The organism is Kitasatospora sp. NBC_01250 (assembly GCF_036226465.1).
GTDB lineage: Bacteria > Actinomycetota > Actinomycetes > Streptomycetales > Streptomycetaceae > Kitasatospora.
This window is the reverse complement of sequence record NZ_CP108476.1, coordinates 5,480,509-5,503,005: the sequence shown is the minus strand read 5'-3', so window position 1 is coordinate 5,503,005 and position 22,497 is coordinate 5,480,509. Positions and strand designations below refer to the sequence as shown.

Here is a 22,497-nt window from a genome sequence, read left to right as displayed (position 1 = left end):
CCGTGGCGTGGGGACAGTATCCTAGGGTCCGCTAAATGTCTTATAAACGGCCCTCCCGCTGAACAATCCGTCCGTTTTGCCCTTCCTGACCAGGCATTCCGGCCGGAGCATGGAGGCAACGACTTCGAGGTTCGAAGTAACAGGCCATCGGGGGACCCTCATGGAGCTTCAGGCAACGCCGCACAATGCCGTGCTGCGCTTCCAGGTGCTCGGACCCGTCCAGGCCTGGCGCGACGAGCAGCCCCTCGCGCTGGGATCGCCACAGCAGCAGGCCGTTCTGACCGCCCTGCTGCTGCACCGCGGACGGCCGGTGACCACCCAGGAGTTGGTGGACGGCCTCTGGGGCGACCGGCCGCCGCCGCAGGCGGTCGCGGCGCTGCGCACCTATATCTCCCGGCTGCGTTCCGTGATCGAACCAGGGCGAGAGGTGCGGAAGCCCGCAGAACTGCTGATTTCCGTCCGTGACGGATATGCGCTGAGGATTCCGGACGAATCACTCGACCTCGCGGTCTTCGACGCCCGCTGTGCCGAGGCGGCGACCGCCCGGCAGGCGGGCCAGTCGGAGGCGGCGCACCAGCTGATGACGTCGGCGCTCGACCTCTGGAGCGGGCAGCCGCTGAGCGGGATTCCCGGTCCGTACGCGGACTCCCAGCGCCAGCGCCTGGTGGAGCATCAGGTGGCGGCGCGCGAGGAGCGCTGCACCATCGCGCTCGAAATCGATCTGCACGCCGACATCGTCGCCGAATTGGGCCACTTGTCGTCCGAGCACCCGCTGCGCGAACGACTGCGCGAGCTGCTGATGCTCGCGCTTTATCGGTGCGGCCGACAGGCCGAGGCGCTGAGCGTGTACGCGACCACGCGAAAGCTCTTGATCGACGAGCTCGGTGTCGAACCCGGCACCGCCCTCGCGGCCATGCACGCGCGGATCCTCTCCGCCGACCCGACATTGATGAATTCCGCACCGGAATTGCGGATTCCAGCGGCCGAGCCCGTGCCGCTCGCACCGCCCGCGCAGCTCCCCGCCGACGTCTCCGACTTCAGCGGGCGCGGCGAGCTGGTCGGCGAGCTGCGCCAGCTGCTGCGCGGGGCCTCCGGCCAGGCGGTCGTGGTGACCTCGCTGGCCGGCATCGGCGGGGTCGGCAAGACCACACTGGCGGTGCACGTCGCACACAGCGTGCGGTCCGAGTTCCCGGACGGACAGCTCTACGTCGACCTGCGCGGGGTCAGCGCCACACCGGCCGACCCGACCGTCGTGCTGGGCGACTTCCTCTTCGCGCTCGGCATCACCGAGGCACCCGAGTCGTTCGAGCAGCGGGTGGCGATGTACCGCTCGATGCTGGCCGACCGGCGGATGCTGATCATGCTCGACAACGCCCGTGACGTGCAGCAGGTGACCCCGCTGATCCCCGGCGTGGCCGGCTGTGCCGTGCTCGCCACCAGCCGCTCGCGGCTGGCCGGGATCCCCGGCGCCCATCTCTTCGACGTGGAGGAGCTGAGCCCGGCCGAGGCGCTGGAGCTGTTCGCCGCGATCGCCGGGCGGCACCGGGTCGAGTCCGAGCCCGAGGCCGCGCTCGCGGTGGTGACCTCCTGCGGCTTCCTGCCGCTGGCGGTGCGGATCGCGGCGGCCCGGCTGGCGAGCCGGCCGCGCTGGACCGTCACCGACCTGGCCCGGCGGTTAGCTGATCAGCGACGGCGGCTGGACGAGCTGCAGCTGGGGAACCTGGCGGTGGAGACCACCCTCGGGCTCGGCTACGGCCAGCTCAAGCCCGCCGAGGCGCGGGCCTTCCGCCTGCTCGCCCTGATCGACTGCCCGGACCTGCCGCTGTCGGCGGTGGCCGCGTTGCTCGGCACCTCCGAGGACGAGGCCGAGGACATCGCGGAGGCGCTGGTCGAGGCCAACATGCTGGAGTGCTTCACCCCGGGCCGCTACCGCTACCACGACCTGCTGCGGCTCTTCGCGCAGAAGCAGCGGGAGAAGGCCGCGGACCTGGCGGACACCCAGGCCGCGCTGCTGCGCCTGCTCGCGCTGCTGGTCTCCACCGTGCGCAACGCGGCACCGCTCCTGGAGCCCGACGACGACCTGATCGAGCCCCTGAAGGAGCTGACCCATCCCGGTGAGCAGTTCGACAGCGCGGACGCGGCGCGCGGCTGGCTGCGTTCGGAGCTGCCGCTCATCCTGGGCGCGATCGAGGAGTCCGTCGCCGGCTCCGCGGAGTTGCTCCCGCTGGCGATAGACCTGCTGCTGACCCTGAACACCCTGGCCGAGGAGCAGAACCACGCCCAGCGGATCTGCCGCACCCTGACGGTGGCCGCCATGGCCGCCACCGAACTCGGCTCGGACGAGGCTCTGGCCCGGGTCCGCTACGCGCTCGCCTTCTTCGCCTACCTGACGGGCGAGTACCCCGAGGCCGAGCGCTCCCTGCGGGAGTGCCTGGCCCTGCTCAGCCTGCCGTCCCCCGGCCTGCGGTCGGCTGCCAGCAGCCTGCTCGGCACCGTGCTCGCCGCCACCAGCCGCCCGGCGGAAGCGCTGCACTTCTTCCAGCAGGCGCGCGACCTCAGCACGATGCTCGCGGCGATGGCCAGCGCGGCCCGGATCGAGAGCAACATCGCCCGCGCCCACCTGATGCTCGGCCAGGACGAGGAGGCCGTCTCCTCCGCGCAGTCCGCCGTGGCCGCCGCACGTGGCTCGGGCAACGCGGGCGCGCTGGCCGACACGCTCTACCAGCTCGGTGTGGTCCTGCGCGCCACCGGTTCGGCCGCCGAGGCGGCCGGCCATCTGAGCGAGGCGTACCTGCTCTACCAGCGCCAGCAGCAGCGGCTGCGCGAAGGTCTCGCGCTGGCCCGGCTGGCCGGCTGCCTACTGGCGGACGAGCGGGTGGCTGAGGCCGCAGCCGCGGCCGAGGAGGGTCTGAAGATCGCTCAGGAGCTGGACTCGGCCGCCTACTGCGAAGGGCTGGCCTCCGCTGCCCTCGGTGAGGCACTGGTACGGCTGGGCTCCCCCGAGCGCGGCCGTGCGTGCCTCACCGAGGCTCACGAGATCTTCTCCCGGCTCGGTGTGCCAGAGGCTCAGGTCGTCAGGAGCCTCATCGACGAACAGCAGCACACCGAGCCCTCCTCCCCCGACAGCGCCGTGAACACCGGAGTTCCCCCCCAGCAGGGCCCCCGCGCCCCGCTCCCCCGTTGAGACTCCGATGGTTCCCCCGATTTGGAAAGCGCGGCCCCCCGGACAAGGTGGCCCCGCAGCCCCCCGGCTGCGGGATCACCCTGCTGCGCTTCCCCGGCGCTGAGAAGACTCTGACAGTCGGCGATTGACGTTCAATAAACGACGGCAAGTCGCGCAGGTACAGGCATACTGTCAGCTCATCAGCCCAGTTCGGGCGGTCCGCACCTGGATTTCGCGCCAGTGCGGGCGTGCGCCACCGGAGCGCACCACCCCTGTCCACCCCGTCATGCTTCCATCTACCAGGCGGATCGCTGCCGCTTACCACGAGTTGGCCGGAAACGGACTCCAAAGCACGGTGATCACGCATATTCTCAAAGGCCAGGTGGCACATGCGGTGGGCAGTGCCCACCGCGGACCACGACGGACCACGACGACCATGCCGGACGGATGCGGACGGAGCTGACGAGGGCTCGACAGGCGGCGCAGAGCGGGACCACGGCCGGTGCGGCGCACCACGGTCGGTGGCCAGGTGGGAAAGGTGCCTCTCAATCGTGACGACGGGACAGATATCGGACCCCGCCCGGGGTGGGACCGCCGGGCCTGCCCCGACCTGCCGCAGCACCGAGCGAGCGCTGCAGGCGGTGGCCTTCGACGCGATCGGCCCCCGCTACAGCGAGGCCTTCCCCGCCAAGGCCGGCCAGCTCGCCGCCGGCCGCCGGCTGCTGGCCGAACTGGAGCCGGGCGCCCCGGTGCTGGACATCGGCTGCGGCACCGGTGACCCGACCATCCGCCAGCTCTCCGAAGGCGGTCTCGCGATCACCGCGATCGACCTCTCGGACGGCATGCTGAGCCTGGCCCGGCAGGAGCTGCCCGGCGCCGCGGCCTATCACCGGATGGACCTCTTCGACCTCGCCACCCCCCGCGCCGAGACCGCCTGGGGGCTGCCCCGGCTCGGTCCCGCCGGGGCCGGCAGCTTCGGCGCCGCCACCGCCTTCTTCTCCCTGATCCTGCTGCCCCAGCGGGAGATCCGGCCGGCGCTGAAACGGATCCGGACACTGCTGCGCCCCGGCGGTCTGCTGGTGCTGGGCATGGTCGAGGCCGACCTGGACGACTACCCGATGCGGTTCCTCGGCCAGGAGATCCGGATGAGCGGGTTCCTGCGCGAGGAGCTGACCGAGACGCTGCGCCGGACCGGCTTCACCGTGGAAGCGACGAACGGCCGGCCGTACGCGCCGGCCTGCTCCGCGCTGCCACCGGAGGAGCAGCTCTTCCTGCACTGTCGCCGCACCACCTGAGCTCCCCGTCCCACCCGCACCTCGTCCATCCCCCCAAGCCAGCTCCGACCAGTTAGAACGGGCAGCCGTGCGCGACCTTCCCCCTCCCCAGGCCGGCCAGCCGCCCGCCGTTCCGGCCCAGCGCCGGCCGCCGCCCGCCCCGGCCGTCACGGGCGTGCCGGGCGTGCCGGGCGTGCCGGGCGTGCCGGCGGGCAACGGGACGCCGCTGAACCTGCGGGTGCGACAGGCCGTCACCGAGCGCCTGGGCTACCTCAACGACGCGACCCGGTTGATCAACACCAGCCTGGATCCGGCGGTGACGGTGCGCAGCCTGGCCAAGGTGCTCGTCCCGGCGCTGGCGGACGCCGCGCTGGTCCACCTGCGCGAGCCCGACCGGCCCGGCGCCCGGGACCGCGACCGCGGCGCGCCGCCACCCGAGCTGCGGCTGCACCGGGCGGAGGGCACCCGGCTGGGCCTGAACCGCCGGGTGGTCGCCGCCCGGCCCGGCGGAGCGCTGGAGCAGGCGCTGCGCGAGGCTCTGCCCGCCGGCCCGATGGTGCTGGGCACCACCGAGGGCGAACGGCTGCGCCCGCTCTTCGCCGAGCTCTACGGCGCCCGGGCGCTGGCCGGCCTGGCCCGCGGCACGGCGCTGCTGGCGCTGCCGCTGCGCGGGCGGGAGAAGAGCGGGCGCAGCCGGCGGCGGGAGGACCCGGTGCTCGGCCTGCTGGTGCTGATCCGCCGCCCGGACCCGGCCCACGACCGGCACGACGCGCCCGGTGTCCCGGCCCTCCCCCGCCACCAGGAGCGGGATGCCGCCCGGCCCGCCAAGGAGCCCGCGCGGTTCGACCCGGCCGACACCCAGACCGCCGCCCACCTCGCCGCCTTGGCCGGCCTCGCAGTGGACACCGCGCAGCGCTACACCCGGGAGTCGGAGATCGCCAACGAGCTGCAGCGCAGCATGCTCCCGGACCACCTGCCGCAGCCGCACGGGGTCCGGCTCGCCCACCGCTACCTGCCGGGCGAGGCCGGCTCGCAGGTCGGCGGGGACTGGTACGACGCGATCCCGCTGCCGGGCAACCGGGTCGCGCTGATCGTGGGCGACGTGATGGGCCACTCGCTGACCTCCGCGGCCGTGATGGGCCAGCTGCGGACCAGCGCGCAGACGCTGGCCGCGCTCGACCTGCCGCCGCACGAGGTGCTCTACCACCTGGACGAGCAGGCCCAGCGGCTGGGCCGCGAGCAGCACCTGGCCACCTGCGTCTTCGCGGTCTACGACCCGATCGCCAACCGGATCGTGGTGGCGAACGCCGGGCACATGCCGCCGGTCCTGATCCACCCGGACGGGCGGGCCGAGCTGCTCGAGGACCTGCCGGCGGGCGCGCCGATCGGCGTCGGCGGGGTGGACTTCGCCTCCCAGGAGCTGGCGGCGCCGCCGGGTTCCGCGCTGCTGCTGTTCACCGACGGGCTGGTGGAGACCCGCCGCCGGCCGCTCGGCAGCGGCCTGGAGCGGCTGCGCGAAAGGCTCTCCGGGGTGCACCAGCACTCGCCCGAGCAGCTCTGCCACGAGGCGCTGCGGATCCTGCCGCCCGGCGACCGGGGCGACGACATCGCGCTGCTGGCCGCGGCCTTCGACGGGATCCCCGCCAACGACGTCGCCTACTGGTACCTCCAGCCGCGGCACGAGACCCCGGGGCGGGCCCGCCGGCTGGCCGGGCACGCGCTGCGCCGCTGGGGGCTGGACGAGCTGGCGGAGAGCACCGAGCTGATGGTCAGCGAGCTGGTCACCAATGCCGTGCAGCACGCCAAGAAGCCGGTGACGCTGCGGCTGGTGCGCACCTCGGTGCTGCGCTGCGAGGTCGGCGACGACAGTCCGCAACTGCCGCGCCGGCGCAAGGCGGGGCCGGAGGAGGAGCGCGGGCGCGGCCTGGAGCTGGTCGCCAAGTGCGCGGACTCCTGGGGGTCGACGCGGCTGGGCGGCGGCAAGGTGGTCTGGTTCGAGCAGCGGCTGCCGCTGCGGGTGCGGCACGGCTGAGCCGGTCCGGCCCAGGCCAGGTCAGGGCCGGTCAGGGCTGGTCAGGCCCGGTCAGGGGCACAGACCCAGGCGGCGTCCCAGGTCGGAGCGCATGGTGCCGGCGGGGTCCAGGCGGGCGCGGGCCGCGCGCCAGTCGTCGAGCGGCCGGTACATCGCCTCGAAGGCGGCGCGCCCGAGCCGGGCGTCCTTGGCCAGGTAGACCCGCCCGCCCGCCTCCGCCACCCGCCGGTCCAGCTGGTCGAGCACCGCGCGCAGCCGCGCCTGCCCGGCGCTGCCCGCCACCGGCAGGTCGACGGCGAGCGACCAGCCGGGCAGCGGGAAGGAGAGCGGGCCGAGGCCGACGTGCCCGAAGCGCTTGACGGTGCCGAGGAACGGCGCCGCGTGCGCGCGCCGCAGCGCGGTCAGCGCCTCGCCGAGCAGCCCGGCGGCCGGGTCCGGGACGGCGAACTGGTACTGCAGGAAGCCGCGCGGGCCCAGCGAGCGGTTCCACTCGCGCACCGCGTCCAGCCGGTGGAAGAACTCGGACAGGCCCTGGACGCCGGTGCGTTCGCGCGGCGCCTTGCGGTACCAGAGCCCGTTGAAGGCCCGCGCGGTCAGCGGCGTGAACGGGCCGACCGGGAGCCGGGGCGCGCGCGGCGCCCGCCCGGGGGCGTAGGCCAGGGGGCCGTCCGGGGCGTCCAGGTGGTCGCCGCGGTCCACGATGCCGCGCCCGAGGTGGGGGCCGCCGGCGGTGGTGTCGATCCAGGCGACCGCGTACCGGCTGGCCCTGGCGGCCTCGTCCAGTTCGTCCAGCAGGGCGTCCAGGTGCGCGGCCCGCCGGGAGGTGACCGTGAGGCGGCTGCTGCTGATCGGGATGAGCCGGATGGTGGCGGCCAGGATCACGCCGGTCAGGCCCATGCCGCCGACCGTCGCCGCGAAGGCCGCGCCGTCCACCTCCGGGGTCAGCAGCCGCACCTGGCCGGTGCCGTCCAGCAGTTCGACGCTCTCCACCCAGTGGCCCAGGCTCCCGTCCGCCCGCTGGTTCTTGCCGTGCACGTCGGCGGCGACCGCACCGCCCACGGTCAGCCGGCTGGTGCCCGGCAGCACCGGCAGCAGCAGCCCCTCGGGCACCACCTTGGCCAGCAGCTCGGCGAAGCGGGCCGACCCGGCGGCCCGCACGGTGCCGCCCAGCACGTCCACGGTGATCGAGCTGGGGGTGGCGGGGGCCAGCACCACCCCGCCGGCGTTCTGCGCGGCGTCGCCGTAGCTGCAGCCGGCGCCGCGGGCCAGCACCCCGCCCGCGGGACACCCGGCGACCAGCTCGCCCAGCGCCTCGGCCGCCAGCGGCCCGCGCACCCGGGCACGGCTGCCGGTGCTGCGGCCCCAGCCCTGCAGCAGGGTGTCCTGGCGAGGTTCCGTCATCTGTGGCTCCATCACGCCCGTCGCCGGGGCCGTGCACTCCGGCCGGGTGGCTTCGCGAACTGTCCGGCCTGGTCAAGCTCACCCTCCGGCAGGCCGGTCGGCGACGCGAGGACGACGTGCCGGCGCCCACCCGCGGCCGGCCGCCCGAGCCGCCACCATGCCTGGACAGAACGTGATTTGACCGAGCGTCAGAGCAGAGCCGGGAGGCCGGTGCATCACCCGGACGGGCGCATCCCTACGGGCCGACGATCCGCACCGGCAACTCGGCGAGGACCGCGCGCAGCGAGTCGGCGAAGCGGTCGTGCTCGGCGGCCCGGGCCGAGCCGGGGCGGGTGGCCAGGCCGATCCGGCGACCGGGGGCCGGGTCGGCGAAGTGCACGGCGGCCAGCCGGTCGGTGCGCCCGGCCTCGACCGCCAGGGCGGTGGCGGGCAGCAGCGTGACACCGAGGCCGCCGGCCACCAGCTGGACCAGGGTGGACAGGCCCGCCGCCCGGGTGGAGCCGCCACCGGCCTCGGCACCGACCTCGCGGCAGAGGTCGAGCGCCTGGTCGCGCAGGCAGTGGCCCTCCTCCAGGAGCAGCACGTCCAGGTCGAGCAGCACGTCGCGGGGCACGTCGGTGCGGCCGGCCAGCTCGTGCTCGGGCGGGGTGACCAGCACGAAGTCCTCGTCGAAGAGCGGGATGTCGCGGGTCGGCACGCTGCCTCCGGCGGGCAGCGCGAGCAGCAGCAGGTCGAGCCGACCGGCCACCAGGCCGTCGAGCAGCGAGGCGGTGCGCTCCTCGTGGACGTGCAGTTCGAGATCGGGGTACCGGTCGCGGACCAGGCGCAGCACGGTGGGCAGCAGGTAGGGCGCGACGGTGGGGATCACGCCCAGGTGAAGCGGCCCGGTGAACGGGCGGCGGGCCGCCTCGACCTCCTGGGTGAGGTCGTGCAGCGCGGTCAGCGCTCGGCGCGCGTGCTCGGCCACGCGCTTGCCCAGCGGAGTGATGATGACCTTGCGTGTCGTACGCTCCACCAACTGGGCACCGAGCGACTCCTCCAGCGCGGCGACGGCGCCGGAGAGCGCGGGCTGGCTGGTGCCGATGGCCGCGGCGGCGTCCCGGAAGTGCAGGTGCTCCACGACGGCGAGGAAGGCGCGCAGCTGTGCGACGCTGGGCTGCTTGGGGCGGCCGTGCGGGGTGCTGTGGTGGGTACTGATAACTCTCTCCGATCAGATGGATCGAGTCTAGCTATTTCACTGATCACTGCCGACTGTGTCACGCTTGGGTCACGTCGGGATCCGTCGAATCATAGGCAATCCGGACATACTCCCCGCACCTCTACACCCCAGGAGAAGCGAACGTGCTCACGATCGGTGACCAGTTCCCCGCCTACGACCTGACCGGCGTGGTCGGCCCGTCCGCTGACAAGCTGGAGTTCAAGCCCTTCAGCAGCAAGGACGTGGAGCCGAACGGCTGGCGCGTGGTCTTCTTCTGGCCGAAGGACTTCACCTTCGTCTGCCCGACCGAGATCGCCGCGTTCGGCAAGCTGAACGAGGAGTTCGCCGACCGTGACGCGCAGATCCTGGGCGTCTCCGGCGACTCGGAGTTCGTGCACCACGCCTGGCGCAAGGACCACGCCGACCTGGCCGACCTGCCCTTCCCGATGCTGGCCGACATCAAGCACGAGCTGATGCAGGCCTGTGGCGTGCAGGACGCGGACGGCACCGCCCAGCGCGCCGTCTTCATCGTGGACCCGAACAACGAGATCCAGTTCGTCATGGTGACCGCCGGCTCCGTCGGCCGTAACCCCAAGGAGGTCCTGCGGGTGCTGGACGCCCTGCAGACCGACGAGCTGTGCCCGTGCAACTGGAACAAGGGCGAGGACACCCTGGACGCCGCCGCCCTGCTGGCCGGCTGACCCATGGCGCTCGACGAGCTCAAGGCGGCTCTGCCCGACTACGCCAAGGACCTCAAGCTCAACCTGAGCGCGGTGATCGCCAACTCCGAGCTGCCGGCCCAGCAGCTCTGGGGCACGGTGCTCTCCTGCGCGATGGCCACCGGCAGCAAGTCGGTGCTGGCCGAGCTGGAGCCGCAGGCCAAGGAGATCCTGTCCGAGCAGGCGTACACCGCCGCCAAGGCCGCTGCCGCGATCATGGCGATGAACAACGTCTACTACCGGACGCTGCACCTGCTCTCCGACAAGGAGTACGGCACCCTGCGCACCGGGCTGCGGATGAACATCATCGGCAACCCGGGCGTGGAGAAGGTCGACTTCGAGCTCTGGAGCTTCGCGGTCTCCGCGATCAACGGCTGCGGCCAGTGCCTGGACTCGCACGAGCAGGTGCTGCGCAAGGCCGGTGTGGAGCGCGAGGTGATCCAGGCCGCGGCCAAGATCGCCGCCGTGGTCCAGGCCGTCGCCTCGGTGCTGGACGCCGAAGCCGCGCTCGCCTGATCTACCTCCCGTTGATGGGGCCCCGCTCGTTCGAGCCGGGCCCCATCAGCACGTTCGCGGTCAGCACGGTCAGGCCCGCCACCGCCTCCGGGCCGAAGACCAGCGCGGCGCGCGGCGCGGCGCGCAGCCGCAGCATCTCGTAGAGCACGTCCGCGAAGGGCTGCACGGCGAGCGCGTGACCCACCGCCGCCGCCTCGGCCCGCTCGCCCGCCGCGGCCAGGTGGGCCAGGTCGCGCAGCATCGAGCGGCAGCGCACATAGGCCTGGGCCCGGCCGCGCTCCAGCACCGGGCGGTCCAGGCCGAAGATCCGGATCGTCTCGCGGCCCTTGGCGCTGCGCGGACGGTAGGCGCCGGTGGCGAGCACCAGGTCGAGGTGGTCGGCGGGCTCCTCGGCGGTGGGGTCGATCAGCAGCGCGCGGCCCTGACGGTCCATCGGGTAGAGGTCGCGCTTCTGGTTGCTGTTGCAGAAGGCGCAGGCCCACAGGTGGTTGAGCCAGTCGAAGGCGCGTTGCGGGGCCAGGGCGATCGGCTGGAAGTGGTCGATGCTGGTGCCCTCGCTGTCCCCGCAGTACATGCAGCGGGACAGGCCCGCGGCCATCGCGACCAGGTGGACGCTCAGGTCGCGGCGGATCGTGCGGCTGTCGCGCCACAACTCCCGTGCGGCGCCGCCGCGATCCGAGAGCCGTTCGGCTCGGGCGGTCAACCGGGCGGACAGGTCCTCGGGTAACGGCTCGCGCCGCAGCGGGATCACCGCGGGCGTCCCAGCCGGGCCGCCACCTCGTCCACCCGGGCCGAGAGCGAACTCATCAGACGATCCGTCAACTCCTGGTACTCGGCCAGCTCCTCGTCCGTGGAGTCGCCGGCCAGCACCCTGCCCTCCAGGTCGCCGATCCGGCGCCGGGCGTCCTCGGCCCGGGCGGAGTACGGCGACTCCAGGCCGAACAGCTCGGAGAGCACCGCGTCGTCGCCGCTGCCGTAGACGATCCGGCGGTACAGCTCCTCACTGACCGGCTGCGGCGGGGCCTGCTCGTCCAGCCCCGCGATCCGGATCAGCCCGCCGGGGTCGGCGGCCTGGCAGATGTACGGGCTGTGGGTGGAGACGATGAACTGCACGCGGGGGAAGTGCGCCTTGAGCCAGGGGCCGATCCGCTGCTGCCAGCTCACGTGCAGGTGGGCGTCGATCTCGTCGATCAGCACCACACCGGGCAGGGTGATCGCGCCGCTCTCGTCCTGCGGCAGGCCGCCGTAGCAGTTCTGGAACTGGCGGACCAGGTCGAGCACCAGAGCGGCCACCGTGCGGTAGCCGTCGCTGAGTTCGCGCAGCGGGAAGTCGGGCCCGGGGGCCTCGGGATCGGTGGTGCGGCGCACCCAGAGACCGTCCGAGTCGACCCGGGAGACCGCGAAGCCGTCCGGCAGCAGGCCGTCCGAGAGCAGGCCGCTGACCACGTCCAGTGCCTGCTGCGCGCCCGGGCGGCCCTCCAGCCGGCGGACGTGCTGGTCGATCAGCCAGGAGACCCCCTCGGCGAGCGAGGCCTCCTCGTGGAAGAGGGTGGCCAGCCGGCCGACCGGACCGGCCGAGAGCATCAGCCGCTGGCTCTCCCCCGCACCGCCGAGCAGCCGGCGGAACGGGCCGTACCCGGCGAAGAACCAGCCGCGCGGGTTCTCCGCCCACGGACCGCGCTCGGGGCTGGGCGAGCCGAACACCTCCAGCTCGGGGCGCGGGCCGCCGGCCGGCCTGGTCCAGCGCAGGCCGAGCTTGAGGTCGTACTTGGGCGCCTTGCCGCTGCCCGCGAGCCGGTCCACCGACCAGTCGGGACGCACGAAGGCCTGGACCCAGCCGGTGCGCTCGCCGGCCGTGATCCAGCCGGAGAAGTCGCTGACCAGGCTGCGTGCCACCGAGGGCCCGCCGAGCGCCAGCGCGAGGGCGCGCAGCAGGGTGGTCTTGCCGGAGCCGTTGCGGCCTGCCAGCACCGTCCAGCCCGCCTGCGGGAGTTCCAGCTGCCGCACCTCGCGGGCCGGCGTGAAGCCCCGGATGCCCGAGATGCCCAGCCTGGTCACATACATGACGCAACTTTAGGTCGTGGCGGGCTGCTCCGGGGAGGGGTCGGACAGGACCCGCGCGGCGACGGCCGCCTCTTCGGCGGCCTCCTGGGCGGCTTGGGCGGCCTCCTCGGCGGCGTCCTGCGCCGCTCCCAGCGCCACGAAGACCTCGTCGGCCGCGGCATTGCGCCGCCGCTGGTGGCCGATCACCGTGTTGGTGACGGCGATCAGCGGCACCGCGACGATCGCGCCGGCGATCCCGCCGATGATCGAGCCGGAGGCCACGCCGAGCACCACGCCCAGCGGGTGCACCCGCACCGCGCGCCCCAGGATCAGCGGCTGCAACAGGTGGCCTTCGAGGTTCTGCACGGCGACCAGCACCACCAGCACCATGCCGGCGGTGTAGACGTCCTTGGTGACCAGCGCGACCAGCACCGCGAGGGTGCCGGTGACCAGCGCGCCGATCAGCGGCACGAAGGCGCCCAGGAAGATGATCACGGCCAGCGGCATCGCCAGCGGCACGCCGAGCAGCTGGATGCCGATGCCGATGCAGAGCGCGTCGATGAAGGCCACCGCGACGGTGCCGCGGACGTAGGCGGTCAGCGTGGCCCAGGCCTTGGGGCCGGCGCCGGCCATCGCGTGCCGGGACTGGCGGGGCAGGCCGCGCAGCAGCCAGCTCCAGATCCGGGCGCCGTCGTAGAGCAGGAAGTAGGTGGTGAAGGCGGCCAGCAGCACCCCGGTGATCACCTCGATGACGATGCTCACGGTGGTGAAGCCGAGCGAGGTGATCTGGTTGGTGTTGCTGGTGATCGCGATCTTGACCTGGTTGGTGAAGTCGGTCAGCTGGGTGTCGGTCAGGTGCATCGGCCCCTTGAGGAGCCAGTTGTGCAGCTGGTTGATACCGGCGGTGGCCTGCTTGGAGACCTCGCCGAGATTGGTGCTGACCTGCCAGAAGACGAACCAGCCGACCAGACCGATGCCGGCCAGCCCCATCAGGAAGGTGCCGGCCGCGGCCACCACCCGCGGCACGCCGTGCCGCTTGAGCCAGGAGACGGTGGGCTCCAGCAGCGCCGAGATGAGCAGGCCGGCCAGGATCGCGAAGGCGACCAGGCGCAGCATGTCGACCACCTGGAAGACCACGTAGAGCGCGGCGCCGAGCAGCAGCAGCCGCCAGGTCGACTCCGCCGCCACCCGCAGGCTCCACGGCACGGCGTCGGCGGGGGTGGCCGGGCGGCCCGGGTGCGGGTCGCGGCGGTACTGCTCGCGGTAGGGGGCCTCGCGCAGCTCGGGGGTCTCGCGGGGCGCGGCGTCGTGGTCCGGGGCCTCGGCGCGCGCGGCACGGCGCGGCGCCGGGGCCGGGTCGGCCGCCCGGACGGGCTGCGGCACGGGGACCGGAACCGGCTCGGGCCCGGCGGCCGACGCCCGGCGGTGCTCCTCCAGGGCGGCGCGACGGCGCTCCGCCAGCTTGGCCGCCACCGCGGCGCCCCAGGCCACGGCTTTGGCAGCCTTGCCCTCGCGCTTCTCACCCCTTGCCATCGAGGTCCGTCCTCCCGCTTGCGCCGTGGCCGCGTGCCACGGGTCTGCGGTATGACGCTACCCGCCTGGATCACCCGTTCGGCGCACCGGGCTCGAGAATCGCCGGACGGCGCGGCAAACGGGAGGCCCCCGAAAGCCCGATGCCCCCGGCCGAGGGGCCAGGGGCGTCCGGGAAGAGCCGGCGGTCTAGTACCAGCTGTGGGCCTGCCAGAACGACCAGGCGCCGCACGGGCTGCCGTAGCGGTCGTTCATGTAGCCGAGGCCCCACTTGATCTGGGTCGCGGGGTTGGTGCGCCAGTCCGAGCCGGCCGAGGCCATCTTGGAGCCGGGCAGCGCCTGCACCAGGCCGTAGGCGCCGGAGCCGGCGTTGGTCGCGGTGTAGTCCCAGCCGCTCTCGCGCGAAACGATGTTGCTGAAGCACTGGAAGCTCGACGCGTCCATCATGCTGGCCGCGATCGACTGCGCCGACCCGCCGCTGACCGGCGCCGTCGCGGTGTCGTTGGTGACCGCGAGCTGCGACTTGGCTGCCGCCCGGGCAGCGGCCTGCTGCGCCGCCTGCTGGGCGGCGGCCTTGGCCTGCGCATCGGCAGCGGCCTTGGCCTGTGCGTCGGCAGCCGCCTTGGCCGCGGCGTCGGCGGCCGCCTTGTCGGCGTCGGCCTTGGCCTGCGCGTCGGCAGCGGCCTTCAGGCGGGCGGCCTCCTGGGCGGCCTTCTGCGCCGCGAGGTCGGCCGACTGCTGCTGAGCCGTGGACTGGACGGCGAAGTTGTCGCTGATGACCTGCGCCTGGGCAGATGACGGGACGTCGGCCAGGAGCGTGGCTCCCGCGACGTCGACCGACTGGGGGGTCGCGCCCTCGCTGCCCGAGGCCACACCCACGACGGCACCGACAGCGGTGACGGCGGTGGCGGAGGCCACAGCAACTCCCCGGACCGAGATCCGAGTCACATGGTTTCCTTCCAGCGTCGCCCCCGCGTGACCGTGAGGACGCAACATGCCCTGGTCACTGGCCTCCACCTGTGCTGGTCACGGGAGGCACTGGCCCGGTGCCCGGGTGCCGGACGAGCCGGTGCGGGCAAGGAGTTCGGGCGGCGTACGGACCATCGATATTCAGTTGACGCCCAACAAACGGGCCGCACGCGGGGCCTGACAGAAACCTCACCATGCCGCAACCGGACGCCGGCGCGCAATTCCCGGTTGCGTGGCGAAGCTCACATCCACCCCTGGAGCGGGAATTGGCCGTTCGTCGGACAGCACCCGGTCCGATGTGCTGACGATCCGCCCAGTTCCGGACATAGGCCAGGAACCGGACGGATCGTTCGCATGCGCGCCGCGGCGGGCCTACGGCTGGATGTCCTCCAGCATCTCGGTCACCAGGGCGGCGATCGGGGAGCGCTCGGAGCGCGTAAGGGTGATGTGCGCGAAGAGCGGATGCCCCTTCAGCTTCTCCACCACCGCCACCACGCCGTCGTAGCGCCCCACCCGGAGGTTGTCCCGCTGCGCCACGTCGTGGGTGAGCACCACCCGCGAGCCCTGGCCGATCCGGGAGAGCACCGTGAGCAGCACGTTGCGCTCCAGCGACTGGGCCTCGTCCACGATCACGAAGGCGTCGTGCAGCGAGCGGCCCCGGATGTGGGTCAGCGGCAGCACCTCCAGCATCCCGCGGGAGATCACCTCCTCGATCACCGCGGGCGTGGTGACCGCGCCCAGGGTGTCGAAGACCGCCTGCGCCCAGGGGCTCATCTTCTCCGACTCACTGCCGGGCAGGTAGCCCAACTCCTGGCCGCCGACCGCGTACAGCGGCCGGAAGACCATCACCTTGCGGTGCTGCCGGCGCTCCAGCACGGCCTCCAGGCCCGCGCAGAGCGCGAGCGCGGACTTGCCGGTGCCGGCCCGGCCGCCGAGCGAGACGATGCCGACCTCGGGGTCGAGCAGCACGTCCAGCGCCACCCGCTGCTCGGCGCTGCGCCCGCGCAGGCCGAACGCCTCCCGGTCGCCGCGCACCAGCTTGACGCGGCCGTCGTGGGTGACCCGACCCAGCGCCCGGCCGCGCTCCGAGCTGAGCACCAGGCCGGTGTGCACCGGCAGCTCCTCGGCGCCGTCGATGTCCACGGCGGTGTCGTGCGGGGCGCCGAAGAGCTCGTCCACCTGGCCGCCGGAGACCGGCAGTTCGGACATACCGGTCCAACCGGACGTGATCGCCAGCTCCGCGCGGTACTCCTCGGCGAGCAGGCCGACCGCACTTGCCTTGATCCGCATCGGCAGGTCCTTGGAGACGACGGTGACGTCGTACCCCTCGGCCTGGAGGTTGCGGGCGACCGCGAGGATCCGGGTGTCCGCCTCGCCGCCGCCGAGCCGGTAGCCGGCCGGCAGCAGGGAGGGGTCGGAGTGGTTCAGCTCGACCCGGATCGAACCGCCGATCTCCCCCACCGGGATGGGCTCGTCGAGTCGGCCGTAGCGGACCCGGTAGTCGTCCAGCAGGCGCAGGGCCTGGCGGGCGAAGTAGCCCAGTTCGGGGTGGTGCCGCTTGGCCTCCAGTTCGGTGACCACGACCACCGGGAGCACCACCTCGTGCTCCTCGAAGCGCGTCATGGCGAGCGGGTCGGCCAAAAGCACGCTGGTGTCAAGGACGTACGTGCGCCGGTCTGGTGTCCGGCGGCTCTTGGTACTGACCACTAGGCCTCCAGGGCGGGCGACCCTGCGTCACCCGCGGCTCACCGGCCCCCGCGACCCCGATGGGCAGGGTGCCGGTCTGCCATGTCTATTCCCTGACGAAGCGTCCGGCATGCCCGAACAGACGAAGTGCTGGATCACTTCTCATGAACGTCAGACAGTGGTCACGCGCTATTGACGAGCTGTTGGGCGTGGCTGGAGGGACGGGTGGGGTTCCGGACCGCCCTGGCGCGCGGGTCAGCCGCCGTAGCGGCGGTGGCGCTGTTCGTACGCGCGCAGGGCGCGCAGGAAGTCGACTTTGCGGAAGGCCGGCCAGTACGCCTCGCAGAAGTAGAACTCGCTGTGCGCGCTCTGCCAGAGCAGGAAGCCGGACAGCCGCTGCTCGCCGGAGGTCCTGATCACCAGGTCCGGGTCCGGCTGGCCCTTGGTGTAGAGGCGCTCGGCGATGTGCTCGACGTCCAGGATCTCGACCAGTTCCTCGATCGTGGTGCCCCGGTCGGCGTGCTCCTGGAGCAGCGAGCGGACCGCGTCGGCGATCTCGTGCCGGCCGCCGTAGCCGACCGCGACGTTGACCGTGATGCCTTCGAGGTGCTCGGTGGCGGCGGCCGCGTTCTTCAGGATCTCGGCCGTCCTGCCGGGCAGCAGGTCCAGGGTGCCGATCGGGTTGACCTTGTACCGCTTGGCCTCGGCCAGCCCGGTCACCGCGTCCTCGATGATGCCCAGCAGCGGCACCAGCTCCTCGGGCGGGCGGTTGAGGTTGTCGGTGGAGAGCATCCAGAGGGTGACGACCTCGATGTTGGTCTCGTCGCACCAGCCGAGGAACTCGGCGATCTTGTCGGCGCCGCGCTGGTGGCCGAAGACCGTGGTGCCGCCGGCGGCCTTGGCCCAGCGGCGGTTGCCGTCCATGATCACGCCGACGTGGTGCGGGGTGCGGCCGAGGTGGGCCTCCACCCGCTGGCCGTAGAGGCGGTACATGCCGCCGAGGACGGTACGCAGACCTGGTGTGCGGTCGACGAGATCGCGCAGACCCATACGTTCAGCCCCTCCGAGCTTGACCCCTTTTGTCCCCGACCGGCCCTGGCTGCCACGGGTCCTGGAGCAGCGTACTCCCGCTCGATGAGGAGGAGGAAAGCCGCAGGTCGGCTGGGACATGGAGGTATGCGGACACTGTGGTGACGGTCACGTTCCGAGGCGGACACGGCGAGGTCTCCGATTCCTTAAAGAATGCGTAAGCAGGGGGTCGACTCCTTGACGCGTGCCATTGGTCTAGTCCAGCTTGTTCGACAAGCGGTTGCGGGTTCAACTGCCTGGTCTCCCCCCTCTTCGAGCGGTTCCCTCCCTCCCCCACGCGGGGCCGCCGCGACCCCCACCGCGGCGGTCCCTCTCCGCCCCACAGGAGAGTTCGTCATGGCCCGTACGGTCCTCCCCACCCACCGCCGACGCCGCCGGGCGCTGCCCGCGCTCGCCGCCGGCACCACCGCGCTCGCCCTGGCCGGCACCGGCCTGGCGGTCTTCGCCGGTGGCGCCAGCGCGGCGGTGGGCAACCTGGTCGTCAACGGCGGCTTCGAGTCCGGCCTGGCCGGCTGGACCTGCACCAGCGGGGCGAGCGTCGTCTCCTCCCCCGTCCACAGCGGCACCGGCGCGCTGCAGGCGACGCCCAGCGGCTCGGACACCGCGCAGTGCAGCCAGACCGTCTCGGTGCAGCCGAACTCCAGCTACACGCTGGCCGGGTGGGTGCAGGGGTCGTACGTGTACCTGGGCGCGAGCGGCACGGGTGCCGCCGGCGACCCGAGCAGCTGGTCGAGCCAGAGCGGCTGGAACCAGCTCAGCAGCACCTTCACGACCGGGGCGAACACCACGAGCCTGACGGTGTACGTGCACGGGTGGTACGGGCAGCCGGCGTACGGCGCGGACGACATCACGCTGACGGGGCCGGGCGGGTCGGGGACGCCGACGCCCACGCCCACGCCGACTCCCACTCCCACGCCGACGCCGACGCCGACCCCCACGCCCACCCCCACGCCGACCCCGACCCCGACTCCCACGCCGACGCCCACTCCCACCCCGACTCCCCCGCCGGGTGGCAGCCTGCCCAAGCACGTCATCACCGGCTACTGGCAGGACTTCGACAACGGCGCGACCGACCAGAAGCTCGCCGACGTCCAGAGCAACTACGACATCACCGCGGTCTCGTTCGCCAACGCCGACCCGACCACCCCCGGCGGGATCACCTTCGCGATCGACCCGACCCTCGCCACCAATCTCGGCGGCTACACCGCGGCCCAGTTCAAGGCCGACATCGCCGCCAAGCACGCGGCCGGCAAGAAGGTCGTCCTCTCGGTCGGCGGTCAGAACGGCGCGATCACCGTCGGCGACGCGGCCTCCGCGACCAACTTCGCCAACAGCGCCTACGCGCTGATCCAGCAGTACGGGTTCGACGGGATCGACATCGACCTGGAGAACGGGATCAACCCGACCTACATGGCGCAGGGCCTGCACAGCCTGGCGAGCAAGGTCGGCAGCGGCTTCATCCTGACCATGGCCCCGCAGACGATGGACATGTACACCACCACCAGCGGCTACTTCCAGCTGGCGCTGAACGTCAAGGACATCCTGACCGTCGTCAACACCCAGTTCTACAACTCCGGCGGCATGCCCGGCTGCAACGGCAGCGTCTACAACCAGGGCACCGAGGACTTCATCACCAGCCAGGTCTGCAGCTACATCCAGGGCGGCCTGAGCCCGGCGCAGGTCGGCGTGGGCGTCCCGGCCTCCAGCCAGGCGGCGGGCGGCGGCTACGTCAACTCGACCGTGGTGAACAACGCGCTGGACTGCCTGGCCACCGGCACCAACTGCGGCAGCTTCGTCCCGCCGGCCAAGTGGCCCACCATCCGCGGCGCGATGGCCTGGTCGACCAACTGGGACGCCAAGAACGGCAACGACTTCTCCACCAACGTCGGCAACCACGTGCACGGCATGGCGTGACGCCCGACGACCACCGGCCAACTCTCCGGCGCTGAGGCCTCCTCGGGGGAGGGGCCACAGCGCGGGGCGGGGCCCGTCACACCGAGCAGGTGTGGCGGGCCCCGCTTCGTTCGCGCCCGGCTGCCCGCCCGGCTCACCGGTCGGCGGCGGGAGTGGCGGTGGGCCCCCAGCCTGCCGTCCCGGGTGGTACGAGGGTCAAGGGGCCGGACCTCGGCCGGACACCGACCAGTCCCGTGGACAAAATATGATGAATTGGTGGAGAAGATCGAATACCGGCCCGAGGGCCGACTGCTGGGCTGGCTCGCCGTGGGCGTCTGCGCGGGCTGGGGCGTCACCTCGCTCTGCCTGGTGAGCTTCCTCGACGGCTGGGCCGTCTTCCTGGAGCACTGGCGCGAGGGGCGGCACGGGCCGCACGCGCGCAGTGCCAAGGTGCTCTCGACGGGGATGTCCCTGCTGCTGATCGTGCCCCTCGGCGTCAACTTCGTGCTGGCGCGCACCATCAGCACCGCCGCCGGCCTGCGCACCTGGATGCCGCTGCGGTGGCGCTCAGTGCCCTGGGAGCGGATCGAGGACATCCAGGTGGCGAAGCCGACCAGCACCTACTTCGGCAGCAAGTCGTACCGGGTCAGGGTGCGGCTGACGAACGGGAAGGCGCTCACCCTGCCCGCTCCGCTCTCCGATACGGGCGGCGAGGAGTTCATGCGGGCCGCGGACGCGATCATCGGACGCTGGCAGGCGGCCACCGGCGCGGTCAGCCTGACGAAGCGGGGCTGACCGGCACCCGCTGCCGACCGTGCCTTGGAACAAGGCGAACTGACGTGCCAACAGTAACTAAGGTTCGCAGGGCGGGGACGGACGGCGATGAGGGGGCCGACGGTGGATCGGACACAGCAGGTGCGGCTGCGACTCGTCAGGCGATTAGCCGCGGCCCTCATCGGACTGACGATCGCCACGATGACGGCGGGTTGCGGCGAGGACGACCGCGGCAACGGCAACGGCACGACGCCGGGGCCAACGGTGAACCTGGCGCAGTATGCGCAGGGTGTTCAGCAGGCCCAGCAGGAACTTGATCTGGGAGCCCTGTCGTACACCGCCATGAAGACGCTGAGCCCGAACGCCGAGGTCGAGTTCGAGGTGGCCGTCACCGACATGGGGAAGAGGTCCACCCGTCCGACCACGCCGCCCGGCGGCACCGTCGGCGCGCCCGGCAACGTGCCGACCGGGAGCGACCTCACGGTGACGCTGGACTGCTCGCAACCCCTGACCTGCAAGCCGCAGGACAGCAGCCGCAAGACCATCGTCGGCCAGGGCAACGCGGGAGTCTGGAGCTTCTCCGTCCACGCGGACCAGGTCGGCGACGCGCACCTGCACCTCGCCGTGGAGACCTATCTGGGCGACTCGGACACCGTCCTGTCGACGGTGCCGGTCGACCTCGATGTCACGGTCCGGCGCACTTTGCCGTACACCCTTTCGCAGGGCCTGCACTGGCTGTTCAGCACCCTGCCCGGCCTTGGCCTCTTCTCCGGGGGCGCCCTCGCCACGGCGGCCGGAGGTCTGCGACGGTGGCTGCACCTGCGGCAGCGCTCGGACGCCGACCGCGTGTTGGCGGCCATCCCGCGCCGCGCGATCCGGGACCAGCTGCTCTTCCGGCTGATCCACGACACCGGGCGGCCGGTGCGCGAGGTGGTCGCCCTCCGACCGGCTGACGTGCGGCTGAGCGGCGGCGCCTCCGGCGGGGGCCGCATGGCGGCGGCGGTCCTTCTCCCCGGTCCCGGCGGACGGCGCGAGCCCGTCGAGATCACCGACCGGCGCAGCGCACGGCTGCTCCATCAGCAGGTCGCGAGCTGCGCGGGCCGCCAGGGGCTGCTGCTGTCGGGCGAGGTGCAGCTCTCCGTGCCCGAGGTCGAGGAGCTCTGGCGCTGGTACTGCGGGCGCATCGGCCTGGACCTGCCGCTGCGCGATCTCGGCCGGAGGTCGCTCAGCGGCGGGTCTGGAACGACCCGAGCACCCGGCGGATGACCTGGCGGGCGGTGTCGGCCATCGCCGGGCGGGTGTCGCGGTAGTAGTGGAGCTCGCCGAGGGCGGTGGACAGGGCCCAGGCACGACCGCGGGCCCAGCAGGCGTCGTCGGTGTGGTCCGGGGGCAGTGCGGCGCGGAAGGCGGGGTGGGCGGCGGCGGGCAGCAGGTACCAGGCCGCGAGGTGGTCGACGGCGGGGTCGCCCAGGCCCAGGCAGCCGAAGTCGATCACGGCGCTGAGCCGGCCGCCGCTGGTCAGCACGTTGCCCGGCTGCAGGTCGGCGTGGATCCAGACGGCCGGACCGGGGTGGGCGGCGGCATGCAGGCCCGCCGCCCAGACCGCTTCGGCGACCTCGGCGTCGACGGTGCCGGGCTCGGTGACGGCGAGTCCGGCGATCGCGGCGCGGACCGGGGCGTCGCGCGCCGCCAGCGGCTCGCTGCGGTAGGACGGCGGGCCGTCGGCCGGGTCGATCAGGTGCAGCGCGCCGATGAACCGCGCCAACTCCACGGCGAGGGCTTCGGGTTCGGCAAGGGCTTCGGGCTCCACGACGGTCGCGGCCTCGCCGTCGAGCCAGGTGTGGACCGACCAGGGCCACGGGTAGCCCTCCCCCGGCACGCCCTGGCCCAGCGGGAGGGGGACGGCGACCGGCAGCCGGGGTGCGAGGTACGGCAGCCAGCGCTGCTCCTTCGCCACGTCGGCGGCCGAACCGGCGGTCCGGGGCAGGCGCACCACCCTGTCCGCGCCGAGCCGGAAGACGGCGTTGGAGGTGCCCGCGGAGTCGAGCGGCGTCACGGGCAGGCCCGCCCACTGCGGGAACTGGGCGGCGAGCAGGGCGCGTACCAGGGGCGCGCCGGTGTCCGGCTCGGCGGGGTGCAGCTTGGGCGCGGTCATGGGTGTCGATGCAACCGGGGCGGGCGGCGGTCGTCAACCGGGTTCCCACCTGCTG

At 72.8% G+C, this 22,497-nt stretch carries 17 protein-coding genes; 8 read left to right on the top strand and 9 right to left on the bottom strand.

What is annotated here, in order from left to right:
• Positions 1–160 precede the first annotated feature (160 nt).
• From OG500_RS23225 to OG500_RS23215, 3 genes are all read left to right on the top strand, one after another.
• Entirely contained in the window at positions 161–3,184 is a 3,024-nt protein-coding gene (locus OG500_RS23225; protein ID WP_329583127.1) for an AfsR/SARP family transcriptional regulator, read from the top strand.
• Positions 3,185–3,714: 530 nt separating this feature from the next.
• Positions 3,715–4,458, top strand: coding sequence for a class I SAM-dependent methyltransferase (locus OG500_RS23220; protein WP_327068672.1), 744 nt, complete (start codon positions 3,715–3,717; stop codon positions 4,456–4,458).
• A 67-nt stretch (positions 4,459–4,525) separates the two neighbouring features.
• On the top strand, positions 4,526–6,469 hold the full coding sequence (locus tag OG500_RS23215; RefSeq protein ID WP_329583123.1) for an ATP-binding SpoIIE family protein phosphatase: 1,944 nt from the start codon (positions 4,526–4,528) through the stop codon (positions 6,467–6,469).
• A gap of 51 nt (positions 6,470–6,520) precedes the next feature.
• On the opposite strand, the gene OG500_RS23210 is transcribed toward OG500_RS23215, so the two are convergent.
• Entirely contained in the window at positions 6,521–7,870 is a 1,350-nt protein-coding gene (locus OG500_RS23210; RefSeq protein WP_327068670.1) for an FAD-binding oxidoreductase, read from the bottom strand.
• A gap of 235 nt (positions 7,871–8,105) precedes the next feature.
• On the bottom strand, positions 8,106–9,068 hold the full coding sequence (locus OG500_RS23205) for a LysR substrate-binding domain-containing protein (protein ID WP_329587682.1): 963 nt from the start codon (positions 9,066–9,068) through the stop codon (positions 8,106–8,108).
• Between the two features lie 143 nt (positions 9,069–9,211).
• On the opposite strand from OG500_RS23205, the gene OG500_RS23200 reads away from it, so the two are divergent.
• Positions 9,212–9,769 carry a peroxiredoxin gene (locus OG500_RS23200; protein WP_329583120.1) on the top strand — a complete coding sequence of 186 codons (558 nt, stop codon included), beginning with the start codon at positions 9,212–9,214 and terminating at the stop codon, positions 9,767–9,769.
• Between the two features lie 3 nt (positions 9,770–9,772).
• Complete coding sequence (locus OG500_RS23195) at positions 9,773–10,303, top strand: carboxymuconolactone decarboxylase family protein (protein WP_327068668.1); 531 nt, start codon at positions 9,773–9,775, stop codon at positions 10,301–10,303.
• 1 nt (position 10,304) lies between these two features.
• Here the strand turns inward: OG500_RS23195 and OG500_RS23190 are convergent, their stop codons facing one another.
• From OG500_RS23190 to OG500_RS23165, 6 genes are all read right to left on the bottom strand, one after another.
• Positions 10,305–11,054, bottom strand: a complete 750-nt coding sequence (locus OG500_RS23190; protein WP_329583117.1) for a hypothetical protein — start codon at positions 11,052–11,054, stop codon at positions 10,305–10,307.
• Positions 11,051–12,367: an AAA family ATPase gene (locus tag OG500_RS23185; RefSeq protein ID WP_327068666.1), complete on the bottom strand. Its 1,317-nt coding sequence runs from the start codon at positions 12,365–12,367 to the stop codon at positions 11,051–11,053. The genes OG500_RS23190 and OG500_RS23185 overlap by 4 nt, the downstream gene beginning before the upstream one ends.
• 9 nt (positions 12,368–12,376) lie before the next feature.
• Positions 12,377–13,879 carry an AI-2E family transporter gene (locus OG500_RS23180; RefSeq protein ID WP_327068665.1) on the bottom strand — a complete coding sequence of 501 codons (1,503 nt, stop codon included), beginning with the start codon at positions 13,877–13,879 and terminating at the stop codon, positions 12,377–12,379.
• A gap of 186 nt (positions 13,880–14,065) precedes the next feature.
• Positions 14,066–14,824, bottom strand: a complete 759-nt coding sequence (locus OG500_RS23175) for a lytic transglycosylase domain-containing protein (protein ID WP_327068664.1) — start codon at positions 14,822–14,824, stop codon at positions 14,066–14,068.
• A gap of 393 nt (positions 14,825–15,217) precedes the next feature.
• Complete coding sequence (locus OG500_RS23170) at positions 15,218–16,552, bottom strand: PhoH family protein (protein ID WP_327068663.1); 1,335 nt, start codon at positions 16,550–16,552, stop codon at positions 15,218–15,220.
• Between the two features lie 234 nt (positions 16,553–16,786).
• Positions 16,787–17,581, bottom strand: coding sequence for an isoprenyl transferase (locus OG500_RS23165; protein WP_327068662.1), 795 nt, complete (start codon positions 17,579–17,581; stop codon positions 16,787–16,789).
• 375 nt (positions 17,582–17,956) lie between these two features.
• Between OG500_RS23165 and OG500_RS23160 the strand changes: the two genes are divergently transcribed.
• The 3 genes from OG500_RS23160 to OG500_RS23150 all read left to right on the top strand — a co-directional run bounded on the left by OG500_RS23160 (position 17,957) and on the right by OG500_RS23150 (position 21,553).
• Complete coding sequence (locus tag OG500_RS23160; RefSeq protein ID WP_329583111.1) at positions 17,957–19,534, top strand: chitinase; 1,578 nt, start codon at positions 17,957–17,959, stop codon at positions 19,532–19,534.
• A 255-nt stretch (positions 19,535–19,789) separates the two neighbouring features.
• The gene (locus tag OG500_RS23155) at positions 19,790–20,308 is read left to right on the top strand and encodes a hypothetical protein (protein WP_329583108.1); all 519 of its coding nucleotides are present in this window, start codon (positions 19,790–19,792) and stop codon (positions 20,306–20,308) included.
• Positions 20,309–20,410: 102 nt separating this feature from the next.
• The gene (locus OG500_RS23150) at positions 20,411–21,553 is read left to right on the top strand and encodes a hypothetical protein (RefSeq protein ID WP_329583105.1); all 1,143 of its coding nucleotides are present in this window, start codon (positions 20,411–20,413) and stop codon (positions 21,551–21,553) included.
• On the opposite strand, the gene OG500_RS23145 is transcribed toward OG500_RS23150, so the two are convergent.
• The gene (locus OG500_RS23145; RefSeq protein WP_329583102.1) at positions 21,513–22,442 is read right to left on the bottom strand and encodes an aminoglycoside phosphotransferase family protein; all 930 of its coding nucleotides are present in this window, start codon (positions 22,440–22,442) and stop codon (positions 21,513–21,515) included. The two genes, OG500_RS23150 and OG500_RS23145, sit on opposite strands and share 41 nt — an antisense overlap.
• Positions 22,443–22,497 lie beyond the last annotated feature (55 nt).

Coding starts and splice junctions, on each gene's coding strand:
- OG500_RS23225 (WP_329583127.1), top strand. CDS start 161: ATGGAGCTTCAGGCAACGCCGCACAATGCCGTGCTGCGCTTCCAGGTG.
- OG500_RS23210 (WP_327068670.1), bottom strand. CDS start 7,870: ATGACGGAACCTCGCCAGGACACCCTGCTGCAGGGCTGGGGCCGCAGC.
- OG500_RS23195 (WP_327068668.1), top strand. CDS start 9,773: ATGGCGCTCGACGAGCTCAAGGCGGCTCTGCCCGACTACGCCAAGGAC.
- OG500_RS23185 (WP_327068666.1), bottom strand. CDS start 12,367: ATGTATGTGACCAGGCTGGGCATCTCGGGCATCCGGGGCTTCACGCCG.
- OG500_RS23180 (WP_327068665.1), bottom strand. CDS start 13,879: ATGGCAAGGGGTGAGAAGCGCGAGGGCAAGGCTGCCAAAGCCGTGGCC.
- OG500_RS23165 (WP_327068662.1), bottom strand. CDS start 17,581: ATGGGTCTGCGCGATCTCGTCGACCGCACACCAGGTCTGCGTACCGTC.
- OG500_RS23160 (WP_329583111.1), top strand. CDS start 17,957: ATGGCCCGTACGGTCCTCCCCACCCACCGCCGACGCCGCCGGGCGCTG.
- OG500_RS23145 (WP_329583102.1), bottom strand. CDS start 22,442: ATGACCGCGCCCAAGCTGCACCCCGCCGAGCCGGACACCGGCGCGCCC.